The sequence below is a fragment of the Exiguobacterium sp. s183 genome (assembly GCF_018617655.1).
Lineage (GTDB): Bacteria > Bacillota > Bacilli > Exiguobacteriales > Exiguobacteriaceae > Exiguobacterium > Exiguobacterium aestuarii_A.
This window is the reverse complement of sequence record NZ_JACSKN010000003.1, coordinates 193542-207021: the sequence shown is the minus strand read 5'-3', so window position 1 is coordinate 207021 and position 13480 is coordinate 193542. Positions and strand designations below refer to the sequence as shown.

General features: G+C 50.7%; 12 protein-coding genes. 9 read left to right on the top strand and 3 right to left on the bottom strand.

All coding sequences use genetic code 11. The annotated features are described in order from the left end of the window. Positions 1-28: 28 nt before the first annotated feature. A complete protein-coding gene (locus KNP62_RS09370) occupies positions 29-1237 on the bottom strand; it encodes a dicarboxylate/amino acid:cation symporter (RefSeq protein ID WP_251125655.1) in 1209 nt (402 codons plus the stop codon). A gap of 217 nt (positions 1238-1454) precedes the next feature. Between KNP62_RS09370 and zapA the strand changes: the two genes are divergently transcribed. The 7 genes from zapA (at position 1455) to KNP62_RS09335 (ending at position 8361) form a co-directional block, all read left to right on the top strand. Beyond that, on the top strand, positions 1455-1676 hold the full coding sequence (gene zapA / locus KNP62_RS09365; protein WP_015881047.1) for a cell division protein ZapA: 222 nt from the start codon (positions 1455-1457) through the stop codon (positions 1674-1676). 8 nt (positions 1677-1684) lie between these two features. Next, entirely contained in the window at positions 1685-2221 is a 537-nt protein-coding gene (locus tag KNP62_RS09360) for a CvpA family protein (protein WP_074032727.1), read from the top strand. Between the two features lie 67 nt (positions 2222-2288). Further along, positions 2289-3983 (top strand): DNA polymerase/3'-5' exonuclease PolX, encoded by a 1695-nt coding sequence (gene polX, locus KNP62_RS09355; protein WP_214785329.1) that lies wholly within the window; start codon positions 2289-2291, stop codon positions 3981-3983. Positions 3984-3998: 15 nt separating this feature from the next. Then, a complete protein-coding gene (locus KNP62_RS09350) occupies positions 3999-6353 on the top strand; it encodes an endonuclease MutS2 (RefSeq protein ID WP_214785328.1) in 2355 nt (784 codons plus the stop codon). Positions 6354-6365: 12 nt separating this feature from the next. Then, positions 6366-6776 carry a DUF350 domain-containing protein gene (locus KNP62_RS09345; protein ID WP_031421322.1) on the top strand — a complete coding sequence of 137 codons (411 nt, stop codon included), beginning with the start codon at positions 6366-6368 and terminating at the stop codon, positions 6774-6776. Positions 6777-7029: 253 nt separating this feature from the next. After that, positions 7030-7863 carry an EcsC family protein gene (locus KNP62_RS09340; RefSeq protein WP_214785327.1) on the top strand — a complete coding sequence of 278 codons (834 nt, stop codon included), beginning with the start codon at positions 7030-7032 and terminating at the stop codon, positions 7861-7863. Between the two features lie 33 nt (positions 7864-7896). Continuing rightward, a complete protein-coding gene (locus KNP62_RS09335) occupies positions 7897-8361 on the top strand; it encodes a hypothetical protein (protein WP_214785326.1) in 465 nt (154 codons plus the stop codon). A 38-nt stretch (positions 8362-8399) separates the two neighbouring features. On the opposite strand, the gene KNP62_RS09330 is transcribed toward KNP62_RS09335, so the two are convergent. Then, a complete protein-coding gene (locus KNP62_RS09330) occupies positions 8400-9407 on the bottom strand; it encodes an FtsX-like permease family protein (RefSeq protein WP_251125654.1) in 1008 nt (335 codons plus the stop codon). A gap of 341 nt (positions 9408-9748) precedes the next feature. Between KNP62_RS09330 and istA the strand changes: the two genes are divergently transcribed. Together istA and KNP62_RS09320 are read left to right on the top strand one after the other, a co-directional pair. Next, a complete protein-coding gene (istA, locus tag KNP62_RS09325) occupies positions 9749-11116 on the top strand; it encodes an IS21 family transposase (RefSeq protein WP_251125653.1) in 1368 nt (455 codons plus the stop codon). Between the two features lie 65 nt (positions 11117-11181). Then, the gene (locus KNP62_RS09320) at positions 11182-11466 is read left to right on the top strand and encodes a helix-turn-helix domain-containing protein (protein ID WP_214785325.1); all 285 of its coding nucleotides are present in this window, start codon (positions 11182-11184) and stop codon (positions 11464-11466) included. A gap of 41 nt (positions 11467-11507) precedes the next feature. Here the strand turns inward: KNP62_RS09320 and KNP62_RS09315 are convergent, their stop codons facing one another. Beyond that, positions 11508-13055, bottom strand: a complete 1548-nt coding sequence (locus tag KNP62_RS09315) for an ISL3 family transposase (RefSeq protein WP_214785324.1) — start codon at positions 13053-13055, stop codon at positions 11508-11510. Positions 13056-13480 lie beyond the last annotated feature (425 nt).

The window sequence follows — 13480 nt, the reverse complement described above, 5'->3', positions numbered from 1 at the left end:
GATGGCTTGCCCGTTTATGCGTTGTACGTTATGCGATATCTTCTTGTTTCGACGCTGTATTGTCGAGAAGTTTCGTGTTGTGTTTGAAGTAGTGGATAATTTTTGCGATGGCACCGTCACCTGTGACGTTTGTAGCTGTCCCGAAGCTATCTTGCGCCAAGTAGAGTGCGATGACCAAGCTCTGCATCGTCGCGTCGAACCCGAGGATCGAGCCGAACAATCCGAGCGATGCCATAACGGCTCCACCTGGAACACCAGGTGCTGCAATCATCGTCACACCGAGTGCGAGGATAAATGGAAGGACGATTGCGTAAGACATCGGCATGCCGTTCAAGTACATGAGTGCGACACCGACCGATGTGAGTGTGATTGTCGAGCCTGACAAGTGAATCGTTGCCGAGAGCGGGATGACAAAGTTTGCGACACCCTCATCCGTGTTGTTCAACTTCGCTTGGCGAAGCGTGACAGGAATCGTCGCGGCCGATGATTGCGTCCCGATGGCTGTGAAGTAAGCCGGCATCATCGTCTTGAGCAACTTGAACGGATTCTCTTTGTTGAGACCACCTGCGATTGAATATTGGATCATAAGCATCGTCAAATGAAGGACGATGATTGTGACGAAGACAAGCGAGAACACCGAGAGGATCTCAGCGACCTGACCGGCGTACGTCATGTTCATGAAAATTCCGGCGATGTGGAATGGGAGTAATGGAATAATGACTTTACTGATTAAGAGCTCGATGATATCGCGGAAATCCATGGCGAGGTCGAGTGACCGTTTGCTTTCAATCGCGGCAATCCCGATCCCGATGACGAAAGCTAAAATGAGTGCGGTCATGACACCGAATACCGGTGGAATCTCAAATTCCATGAACCCTTTCAATAAGGCTTCTTCTGGGTTTTCGGCTCCTTCCGTCGACCGTGTCAAAATTTGCGGGAACAAGTTGCTCGTTGCAAAATATGCGAGCGTCCCTGCGACAATTGTTGAAGCGTAAGCGATGAGTGCTGTGAGTCCGACTAACTTTCCTGCTCCTTTACCAAGTTCCCCGATTCCTGGGATGATGAAAGCAAGAATGATCAGTGGGATGGCGAAGCCTAAGAACTGCCCGAAGACCGTGTTGAACGTCACGAACGTCCGAACGATCCAGTTCTGACTTTCTGGTACGATGCTCCCGAGCAGAATCCCGAAAGCGATCGCGATGATGATGCGACCTAAGAGGCCAATGCGTAATTTCAAATCAATCACCCTTTCTGTTTGTTTGAATAGTTGATATTTTCGCACATTTTACGAAATGATGCCACCATCTCTTGCAATTTTCCTGAAGAAAGACGTTTGACAACTTCATAAAAGGGTAATAGAAAATGTTGTACATATCAAGGGAAGGGGCTTCTCCTTTTCCTAATATAAAAACGATGTTATGATTAATGCTGACAGACGTAAAGGAGGGGTGCGCGTGCAGTTACAACGAACAACGATTCACATTGCGGGTCAAGACTATACGATCGTGAGCGAAGAACCCGCTGATCATGTGAGGGAAGTAGGCTTTTTGGTCGACAGTAAGATCCGCGAGATTCGTGAACAATCCCCTCATTTAGATGCTCGTCAGGCGGCGGTCTTGGCTGCGATTCAAATCGCGAGCGACCACGTCAAAACTAAACGAAATATGGGAGAATAAATCAATCCATGGTTACGCTACTTATACTGTTTTTCTTGTTTATTGGAATCGTCAACGGCTTCCGTCGTGGCGCGATTCTACAGCTCGGCCATTGGGTCGCGCTCATCATCAGTTTTCTCGTCGCCAACACGTACTATAAAGATTTAGCCGAAGCGTTCAAGCTCTGGATCCCGTATCCGTCTCAGCTTGATGGAACGCTCCCTGGCGGCGTCTTGGACCTCAACTCGCTTTCAGGGATTGAGATGACGTTTTATAACGTCTTTTGGTTCGTCGTCTTGTTCCTCATCACGAAACTTGTCTTGCATCTCATCTTGGCGATGCTCGACTTCTTGACAGACTTGCCGATCTTGCGCCAATTAAAAGGGTTGATCGGAGCAGTCCTCGGATTCTTCGAGGCATATGTCATCACATTCTTCATCCTTTGGGTGATTGCGTTCGTGCCGATGGCAGGCGTTCAAAATGCCGTCGACAATTCGTCGCTTGCGACATTTATCATTCAAGACACGCCATATCTATCAGATTGGTTTTCAAATAAGATGTTGTGACACGACAGGCCGGAATGCAAGCTAGTGCTTGTATCTCGGTCTTTTCTGTGTGAAGAGGGGGAAGCTTATGAATAAAGTAGAAGCGATGATGTTGCTCGAGAAGATCGCGCAATATATGGAGATCAAAGGGGAGAACCCGTTTAAAATCAATGCGTTCCGTAAGGCCGCAACGGCTCTAGAGAATACGGACCTCGAGCTCGAGGACATCGACGACTTGACGTCCATCTCAGGGATTGGCAAAGGGACGGCGGCCGTCCTTGAGGAGTATCGCGATACAGGTCGCAGTGAGGTGCTCGAAGCGCTGCAAGAAGAGATCCCGTTCGGTTTGATGAAGCTTTTGAAAATTCAAGGACTCGGCGGGAAGAAACTCGCCAAACTCCGTGAAGTCGGGGTCGTCGATTTAGAGTCCCTCATCCGTGTGCTTGAAGACGGGACGGCGGCTTCACTCCCGGGATTTGGGGCGAAGAGTGTCGAGAAGCTACTCGTCGCAGCGAAGAACCTCGAGTCGCGTCCGGAACGATTGGCTTATGCGGTCATGCGACCGATCGTCGAAGAGATCAACGACGTGTTGGAGAAAGAAGAGCTCGTCTTACGTCATTCCGTCGGGGGAAGCTTCCGCCGAGCAGAAGAGACGTGTAAAGACCTCGACTTTATCATTGCGACCGAGGAGCCGATCGCGCTTCGGGAGAAACTCCTCGCTTTGCCGTTCATCAATGAAGTGATCGCGTCAGGGGAGACGAAAGTATCGCTCGTCCTCGAACGTGAGGAAATGGTATCGGTCGACTTCCGGATGGTCGAACCGGGCGCATTCGCCGCGACGCTTCACCATTTCACAGGCTCGAAAGACCACAACGTCCGCATGCGCCAACTCGCGAAAGCGAAAGGGGAGTCGATTTCGGAATACGGAGTCGAAACGGTAGACGGGCTGTGGCAACCGGAAACGGAAGAAGAGCTGTTCGAACGGTACGGACTCCCGTTCATCCCACCCGAGCTTCGGGAAGGGCACGCCGAGTTCGAGCATGACTTGTCAAAACTCGTCACGCTCGAGGACATCAAGGCAGACGCGCATATGCACACGGTCTGGTCGGACGGGAAGTTGACCGTCGATGAGATTGTCGTGGCGATGAAAGGGCGCGGCTATGAGTGGATGGCCATCACCGACCACGGGAAGTATTTGACGTTCGTCAATGGCTTGACCGAAAAACGACTCGAGGCACAAGGTGAGGAAATTCGTGAAGCAGCAAAGAAACATGAGATGAACGTGTTGCGTGGCGTCGAGATGGATATCCGTCCTGACGGAACGCTCGACTACGAGCCAGAATTTTTAGAGACGCTCGACTATGTCGTCGCCTCGATCCACTCGAAGATGGACCAATCCGTCGACGAGATCATGGCACGTCTCGAGAACGCTTGCCGTTCACCATACGTCAACGTGATCGCGCATCCGACGGGACGACTCATCGGTCGTCGCGACGGTTATCCGATTGACGAGGACAAGTTGATTGCCCTCGCAAAAGAGACGGGAACGGCGCTTGAATTGAACGCGAACCCGAACCGCCTCGATTTGACGGCCTCGACACTGAAGAAAGCGAAGGCGGCGGGCGTCAAAGTAATGATCAACACCGACACACACCACCCAGACATGATGGAAGATATGGCACTCGGCGTGTTACACGCACGGAAAGCCTATCTCGAACCATCGGATATTATCAACTGCTTCTCCTTTGAAGACGCCAAGGCGTTCTTCGGAGCGAAGCGATAGAAAGGAACATGCTAGATGGATCACGCGTTACGCGTATTAGAATATGAAAAATTGCGTCAACAGCTTGCCGGACATGCATCGAGCTCTCTCGGGAAAGATTTGGCGCTCAAGATGCAACCGGACTACTCGTACGACCGGGTACTCTCAAATTTGAATGTGACGAAAGAGGCGACCGAGGTCGTGCGTCTCCGTGACCGTTTGCCACTCGGTGGGCTCACGGACGTCCGCGCGGAAGTGAAGCGGGCTGCTATCGGCTCGGTCCTCTCGACGAGCGAACTGCTCGCTGTCGCTGCCGTCATGTATGGCGGGCGTCAAGTGAAGAACTTCTTCGAGAAGCTGCACGAGGACAACGAAGAGATTCGGATTCCACGTCTGGATGAGTATGCGGACAAGTTGACGAAGCTCATCGAAGTCGAACAGTCGATTCGTCATGCGATCGATGACCAAGGTACGGTCCAAGACTCGGCGAGCTCACAACTCCGTGGACTTCGCACACAGCTCCGTAGCTATGAAGGCAGTGTCCGTTCACGAATCGACAACATCCTCCGCAACAACGCGAAGATGCTTTCAGACGCCATCGTCACGATTCGAAACGACCGCTATGTCGTGCCGGTCAAACAAGAATATCGCCAGGCGTTCGGCGGGATTGTCCATGACCAGTCGGCTTCTGGTCAGACGCTCTTCATCGAGCCGCAAGCCATCGTCTCGATCAACAACGAGATTCAAGAAGTTCGCTTGAAGGAACGCGCCGAAATCGATCGGATTTTGAGTGCGCTCTCGAACGAAGTCGGTGGGGTGCATGATGCGATCATGACGAACCTCGATGTGTTGGCCGAACTCGATTTCATCTTTGCGAAAGTCGCTTACGGACAAGAGATGAAAGCGACCGAGCCGAAGTTGAACGACAACCGTGAGATCAAGTTGAAACAAGCACGTCACCCGTTCATTCCGAAAGATGAGGTCGTGCCGATCACGGTCGAGCTCGGGGAAGACTATACGTCGCTCGTCATCACCGGACCAAACACCGGCGGGAAGACGGTCACGTTGAAGACGATTGGACTCCTCCAGTTGATGGTACAGTCAGGTCTCTACGTGCCGGCAGAATTCGGAACAGAGCTCTCTGTGTTTGACGCCGTCTATGCCGATATTGGCGATGAGCAATCAATCGAGCAGAGTCTCTCGACGTTCAGCTCGCATATGACGAACATCGTCGGCATGCTCGACAAGATCGACTTCATGTCACTTGTCCTCTTCGATGAGCTCGGTGCCGGGACGGACCCGCAAGAAGGGGCCGCCCTCGCCATCGCGATTCTCGATGAAGTGAAACGTCGCGGGGCACGTGTCGCGGCAACGACGCACTATTCGGAACTAAAGGCATACGCCTATAACCGCGAAGGCGTCATGAACGCCTCGATGGAGTTCGATATTGAATCGCTCAGCCCGACGTATCGCCTTTTAATCGGTGTACCGGGTCGTTCGAACGCTTTCGAGATTAGCCGTCGCCTCGGACTGCCCGAGCAAGTCATCGACAAGGCACGTAGCCACGTCGGTAGTGACGCGGAGTCGGTCGAGTCGATGATCAATGAGCTCGAAGCGGCGAAACAACGCGCCGAGCAGCTCGAACAGGAACTCCTCGTCAAACGCCATGACTTCGAAGAAGAGCAGGCAGCGTTTGAAGAGAAGATGACCGAATTCGAACGCGAACGCGACAACTTGTACAGCGCGGCCGAGGCAAAAGCCGAGAAGGCCGTCGAACAGGCGAAGCGTCAGGCGAACGAAGTCATCGACCGCTTGAAGAAACTCCGGGAGCAGGGCATCGTCAAAGAGCACGAGATTATCGCGGCGAAGAAAGAGCTCGAGTCGGCAAAACCGACGCTTCAAGAGAAAAAAATTCAAAAAGTGAAACAAAAAGCCCAGCAGAAACGTACGTTCAGTAAAGGCGAAGAAGTGAAAGTGACGACGTTCAACCAAAAAGGCTACATCGTGAAACAAATCAACGACAATGAGTATAACGTCCAAGTCGGCATCATGAAAGTGAACGTCAAAGCGGATGACCTTCAGAAGATCGGTCCATCGAAAGAGAAGCCGCTTCAATCGAAAGGGAGCTCGCTCAAACGTCAGAGTTCGACGAAATCCGAGCTCGACCTCCGCGGCGTCCGTGTCGAAGAAGGTCTCATGCGTCTAGATAAGTATATCGATGAAGCACTTGTGTCAGGCTATGACAACGTCCGGATCATCCATGGTTTAGGTACAGGAGCGATGCGTCAGGCGACACAAGAATTTTTAAAAGGACATCGTCACGTGAAGAGCCAACGCCCAGGAGGAATGGGCGAAGGTGGACTCGGTGTCACGGTCGTCGAACTGAAGTAAGGGGAGTCGGGAATGGGTACGATTACGTTTGCCGTCATGCTGGAATCGTTCGGCCTCTATTCGATGGCGGGACTGATGATTGTCGTCGGTCTTGCCATCTTCGAGGTGACAACGCCGTACAGCAACTGGCGTGAGATTCAAAAAGGAAATATTGCCGTCGCCTTGGCGACAGGCGGGAAGATTGTCGGTCTCGCCAACATCTTCCGGGTCGTCGAGAGCCATCATGATAGCACAATCGACATCTTCGTCGGGGGTGGTTTTGGATTCATTTTACTCCTCGCGACATACTGGTTGTTTGAATTTTTGACACCGACACTGAAGGTGAACGATGAGATTCAACAAGGGAATATCGCCGTCGGGTTGTTGGCATTCTTGCTGTCGATTGGGGTCTCCCTCGTCGTCGGCGCGGCATTGGTGAGGTGAAGACATGGTATACGAACGATTGGCAAAAATTTTGTTCATCGGGGCCGGGCTGTTCTTAGTGGCAGCGGCGCTATGGTATATCTTTTATTGAGGAAAGTGGAGGATCCGTTCGGATGCTCCCTTTTTTTATTTTTGCAACCCTGAATATAAAATATATCGGTAATAGGAAAATATTTTACAATTCGTGTGAGGAACCGTATATACTGAAACTAGATTTTGGAATGAGATACATAAGAAGGTTGAGGTGCAGGTTATGGCGAACGGGTCAGAAGTGTTTGAAGTATTGATGACAAATGCTGTGAAATTACCTGGGGTGAAAGTAGACCGTAAAGAGTTTTTAGCACAAAGTTTCAGTAAGCACGTACCGGCGAATCAGTTGGCAGAAGTTGTTGAGAAAGGACCGCTTGAGGCGAATGTTCCTCTTTCAGTGATCAGAAAGGTAGCGAAGCGTAATATTGCCAATCAAACGATGAAGAGTTCGAGTGTGTCGTTTGCGGCCGGTCTACCAGGAGGCATCGGTCTCGCAGCAACGATTCCGGCCGATACGGCGCAATTCTTCGGTTTCGCACTTCGTTTAGCGCAAGAAATCGGATATTTATATGGGTACGATGACTTTTGGGAAGACGGGGAACTAGATGTCGAACGTGTGAATGGAGAATTGATTCTCTTTTTAGGTGTCATGTTCGGCGTGGGCGGCGCGACGGCTACCATCAAAGCATTGTCCGCACAACTATCGAAAGAAGCTTTGAAAAAAATCCCGAACAAAGCATTGATGAAAACGGTGTACTATCCAATCATCAAGAAAATGTCAGCGATGATCGGGGTGAAGATGACGAGAGACACGTTCGCAAAAGGGATTTCGAAGATGATCCCACTCGCAGGTGGTGTCATTTCAGGAGGAATCACGTACTCATCGATGACAAAGATGGGCAATCGTCTCATGCATGCGCTTGAAGAAGGGATCAACATGACGGAAGCGGAGTTTGTTGAAAGTGTGGAAGCAGTAAAGCGTGAGAATCTTGAAATCATCGAAGCAGAATTTGTAGAAATCGATGAGGAATCACGTAAAGACGTGGAAGTCATATAAGGAGACATTGTATGTTCTAGGGGGGGATCATTCATGAATCTAGACTTACACTACTTGATGTCGACCGAGCGCTACGTACTCGACACGGAATCCTTTCAAATGAAGAATGAGGCGTATTATCCTCTAGAGTGGACGTTCTTTGGAGCTTCGGACCCGACAATGCTTCTCACATGGGACGCTGAGCGCGACCGTATCCGGATTCGGTTCGAACAGTATGCGCTCTTTCTTGGAACACTTGAAGAGCACGGTCTGAAGGAAGAAGGATTATGGAACGACCACCCAATCGTGAAGCTGACGACGTCCCGTTTCATGTCATACGTACATGAAGGGATGGGAACAAATCGAGTGAACAGCGAGCGGGGGACGCTCTCGCATTATGTCATCCGCACAATCGAGCAGGAGTTTCATGTCCTGGCGTATGAAGACCCGACCGTAGAAGATTTAGGGAAAGTCGGGGACACGGGAGTACGTGTCGAAATCGTGGAAGAAGCCGAATAAAAACAACGTCGCCTCGAATCAGGGCGACGTTGTTTCGTTTACGGAACATCAATTTTGACGGTATACACTTTCGGCATCGCCCCGCTTGACGCATACAAGACGAGCGTCTTCTCTTTCTCTGGAACAAGGAAGACTAAATCAATTTCGGATTTCTCACCTGGTGTGTAAATGAAGCCACCCCGAAATGCTTTCTTATTGTGGTTGACCATGTCGACCGGACTGTACTCCGTCCCATCTGGCGTGTACAGGCGGAAACCGTTTGGACGATAATCCATAGTGCCCTCATACTGATCTGGTTCATTGTACAACGAGATCGGTAGGCTGACGAATCGTTTGCCATCTTCCGGTTCGGTTCCGTCCGGAGAAGCGTAAACAGGTTCACCCACTTGGAATTCACGTTTTTTCATTTGTGGATCTCCAATAAACGTTTGAAACGTGCCGAGGTTCATGATTTTTTGAAGATCATCTTCTTTTGGTGTTGTGGCTTTGGCTACTTTTGGTTTATCTGATTTAAAATCAGCCTGTTTCGCACCCGTCGTCTGCGCAGTCGGTGCTGGTGTCGCTTTCGCCTCTTCCGTGACCGGCTTGACTTCTGGTGACGTGAAGACGAACAAGCTGATGATTCCGACGACGAGTGCAGTCGCCGTCGTCCCGAGGACGAAGCGGAAGCGTTTCTCGACTTGTTTTTGGTTGACGACGTGCCCACCAATTGCTTCAGCCGGTGTGATTCGGACAGCGCGTTCGGCCGGAAGCAGTGCACCTAAGACCCCTGTTACGACCGGGATGAGAATGGTCGCAAACAAGAATGGTAGCTCTGAAGTCGGGAACTGTTGATACATGATGGTGACGATAACGATGGTGAAGGTCACACCGAGTAGTCCGGCGAAGAATCCGGTCAATGCACCTTCTGTCAAGACGAGACGACGGATGGACGTATTCTGCCAACCGAGCGCTTTCAAGACGGCGAGTTGTGGTTTTCGTTCAGAGACGTTTTGCCACATGATCTCGGTCGTCGTCAGCATCGCAATGAGTAAGGCGACCCCCATTGATTATTGCATTTAAAATGAGCCACTTGTGCATTCTTCTGAGCCACCGAGTGCGGACAACTGATCCACTCAGTGCGGACACTATTCCACTTATACTCTTGATGCCTTTTCTCCCCTATACTTGAGATGCATGCCGTCGGCATGACATTGAAGTATGGGGGTTCTGTTTTGATAGATGGTCGTAAGATACTGGAACTTCATTTTGATGGGATCAGTCAACGCGCGATCAGTGCGAGCACGGGACATTCGAGGAACACGGTGAGCGATGTGATTCAACGCGCCACTGAACGTGGCATCGACAGCTTAGAAGACAGGATGACAAAAAAAGGCTGTATGAGTTCTTGTTCCCTGAGCGTGAACCGATAAAAAAGGGTTACCACCCTGTCGATTTTGAGATGATCCATAAGGAGCTACAGAAGAAGAACGTGACATTGAAGCTGCTTCACCATGAATACTGCAGCATGGCGAGAGACGCAGGTAGAATCCCGTATGCCTATCGCTCCTTCACAGAGAAGTATGGATCATACGCAAAGAAGTACAAGCTGACCATGCCCATCCGTCGTAAGCCGGGCGAGGTCTTGGAGGTCGACTGGGCCGGAGCGACGCTGAAAATCATGGACAGTGCCGCCGGCGAGGAGATTGAGGCCTATGTCTTTGTCGCTGCGCTTCCGTACAGCCAATATTTTTACGCCGAGGCCTTCCTCGACATGAAGTCGCGATCATGGCTGACTGCGCACGTACACGCCTTTGAATACTTCGGCGGCGTCACCGAGACGCTGGTCCCGGACAACCTCAAGACCGGAATCACGAAGCATCGTCGAGGCGACTCACAGGTGAATGAGGCTTACCGTGAGCTGGCGGACCATTATCGGACGGTCGTCGTGCCTAGCCGTATCCGCAAACCGAAAGACAAGCCGAGCGCCGAGGGCGCGGGTGGCTTCCTTTCACCTCAGATCATCGCGGCGTTACGGAATTACCAGTGCTTCCACATCGAAGACCTGAACAAGGAAATCCATTCGAGGCTCGAGGAGATGCACACCCAGGAGTTCCAAAAAAGAAGCGGTTCAAGAAAAAGCGTGTTCACGGAAGAGGAGAGCGCGACCTTGCGCCCCTTACCGAAAACACGCTTCAAGATGACGGAATGGCGAACCGCGAAAGTACAACTGAACTACCACATCCAAGTTGAACGCATGTTTTATTCCGTCCCTTATGATTATACCCGCGAAGACGTCGATGTGCGCCTGACGGCGAACTTAATCGAGATCTATTTCAAGGACGTCAGAATCGCCTCCCATACGCGCCTGAAGGGCGCAATCGGACAGTACTCGACGAACACCGACCATATGCCCGACAACCATCGCCTCTATCTCGACCACAACCCGGAGAGCAACCGAGCATGGGCGCGTACCGTAGGTACCAACATGGAGAAGTTCGTGACGTACATTCTCGAGAACAATGTGGAGAAAAAGGCGCTTGGCTTCCTGGCGGTCATTCGGAACCTGAACAAGGAACATTCGAACGACCAGATGGAGGCGGCCGCCAAGAGCTTACTCGAGGTCGCGTCGCAGCCTACCATCAGCGTCTATAAAAGCATCTTAGACCGGCAAAAGAAAAAGGCGGCACGAGCTTCGAGCGTTACCGAACGGTCGAATCGATCAAAAGAAGACCACGGGTTCACGCGTATAAATGATACTTTTAATGTGTCCTAAAGTGATGGGATAAGAATGTACAATTTTGTCTCCTTCTCGCATACTTGTTCACGAGGTGAACGACTATGCAAATTCAATTAAACGTAGACACGACGTTCGAGGTGAACGAACTTACGGACCTACAGAAATTCAACGACATGATGGAGACGATGAACATGAAAATCAATAAAAGCCAGATCGCTAGAGAAATGGGGGTCGACCGCAGGACGGTCAACAAATATCTCAACGGGTATCGAAAGCCTGATAGAAGGAACCGTGAATCTGTGGTTGACGCCTACTATCCGATCATCCGGGCCCTCCTGTATTTTGCAATACAAATGTGGTTCTTACGCAATGTTGGTGAACGATGATGAGCAATCGCCCGAAGGTGGTCGCTCATTTTTTTGGAATATCAGTGAGCACAACTCGGATCGGGATTTCGACAAAGCACCCGAATTCTGAGCAAGTCAAAATTTCCCCTTCTGTACATGAGTCGCTTCATCATCTTTAGACGATTGACGTTTCCTTCCACGTAACCATTGCTTTCTTCAAACTGACAGGCCGCCAGGATCACCTCTACATTTTGTTTGAGGCGACCCACGAAACGCTTCAGTCCGGGATGTGATGTGACTTGTGGATTGGTGATCAACGAAAGGAGATATCCCGCGTCCCGTTCCCGAATAGCTTCCCGAAATCCTTGAATGAAACAGAACGGGATGGCGAGGTCTTCGTAACGGACCAACAGGTACGAGACATCGATGGTGTCATCCGGCCTAGTGACAGGCCATTGCCAGAGTAGACGACAGGCATCCTTGCGTGATACGAAAACCTGGGGTTCGGGAAGACCCTCACTCCGAGCGTCGCGTGAACGGTGACGGACCGCGCCAAACGAGCCTCTGTAACCTAATTGTCTCAGATGAGCGTCCGTTTCCTGGAGTGTGTATCGATTTCGGACACATTCCCTCAATTGTGGCATGAAACGATCGATCAAGTGAGGTCTTTGTCGTTTCGGCGGGGAGGGTTCGTAAGCCGGATCACTGTATTTTTTGACGGTCCTCCAATTCAAGCTGAGCATCTGGGCGATCGCATTCAGACTCATCCCTTGGCGGTGCATGCTTTGAACCCTTTCGACCAACGGTCGTTTTGTCTCGTTCTCGGGTCCAGTCGGATGTTGCGGTTTCAAACCGTATGATACGGCACCTTTCGGATTTACAGGGATTCGAGAGGGGAGGACACGCTGGCATATCGAATTGAGGCATCGCCATAGGTTATCTACGAGGTGGAAGCGGTCGCTCACCACTACGATGTCCTGGTCGAGCAATGCCTCTTGATAGGCTGGGAATCGATCGACCGATGCGCGGATAGGCCGTTTCTCCAGATTCACAAGCCAATCCTTCAACGTGTCTGCTTTGCGGGTCCGCAGCAGGTCGATGGGACGATGGGTTGTCGCGTCACAGATGATGGTCCCGTATCGGTGACCCTTTTTGAAGGCGGAGTCATCAATGCCGATCACCTCAGCACAGGGGCTCGGGACGGGAACGCGTCGTAGCACCCTAAGTAGCGTGTCGTGACTGATTCGAAAACCTAGGACGGTCGTGACACGCTCGGCTTCCTTCGCACTCATGGCCAACATTAAAGTGGACAACACACGCTCCGTACGGAGCGTTCTCCGCGAATGAGAAATGGCCCACGGCAATCGCTCTGTAAAGATGGAACGTTGGCATATTGAGTTGTCGCAGAACCATTTCGGTACTTGAATGTTCAGACGGAAAACCTGATGTATTCCTGAGAAGTCTTTTAGCCGCCGTGTCGTGAAACTGTGACGTCGGTGACAAAACCGACCACAGTCTGGACAGAATGCACCGCTGGACACGAGACGAGTGGCACAGTGTCTCACCCCATCGTGTGAGTGAGCACTCGTGACACACAGGCGATCATCTAAGAACTCCAACTCGTTCATGGAAATCAATCCTTTTTGATTTTATTCCCATAATGTCAGCATCATTACCTCACCAACATTGCGTAAGAACCACATTTGTATTGCAAAATACATGCAAGAGCCGGTGGAGTAGTAGACCCTCTTCCAGAAGATGCGCCATCGTTCGTAAAAGATTATTTCGATTATTATAAAACAAGTCGTGGGTATCATGAGCGCTCATTAAATTCTAATGATGGATGGAATATCAATACCTCATTATCATTTATGAACATGCCGCTATTACAATATAGCAATGAAATTCGTAATGCGGTTCTCTTGATACATGGTGAGAAAGCTCATTCTTTATACTTTAGTCAAGACGCGTTTAATAAATTTAAAGGTGATAATAAAGAATTGACGGTGATTCCGAATGCTAGTCATACAGATTTGTATGACAAGACTGATAT

Coding starts and splice junctions, on each gene's coding strand:
- KNP62_RS09360 (WP_074032727.1), top strand. CDS start 1,685: ATGGTTACGCTACTTATACTGTTTTTCTTGTTTATTGGAATCGTCAAC.
- polX (WP_214785329.1), top strand. CDS start 2,289: ATGAATAAAGTAGAAGCGATGATGTTGCTCGAGAAGATCGCGCAATAT.
- KNP62_RS09350 (WP_214785328.1), top strand. CDS start 3,999: ATGGATCACGCGTTACGCGTATTAGAATATGAAAAATTGCGTCAACAG.
- KNP62_RS09345 (WP_031421322.1), top strand. CDS start 6,366: ATGGGTACGATTACGTTTGCCGTCATGCTGGAATCGTTCGGCCTCTAT.
- KNP62_RS09340 (WP_214785327.1), top strand. CDS start 7,030: ATGGCGAACGGGTCAGAAGTGTTTGAAGTATTGATGACAAATGCTGTG.
- KNP62_RS09335 (WP_214785326.1), top strand. CDS start 7,897: ATGAATCTAGACTTACACTACTTGATGTCGACCGAGCGCTACGTACTC.
- KNP62_RS09330 (WP_251125654.1), bottom strand. CDS start 9,407: ATGGGGGTCGCCTTACTCATTGCGATGCTGACGACGACCGAGATCATG.
- KNP62_RS09320 (WP_214785325.1), top strand. CDS start 11,182: ATGCAAATTCAATTAAACGTAGACACGACGTTCGAGGTGAACGAACTT.
- KNP62_RS09315 (WP_214785324.1), bottom strand. CDS start 13,055: ATGAACGAGTTGGAGTTCTTAGATGATCGCCTGTGTGTCACGAGTGCT.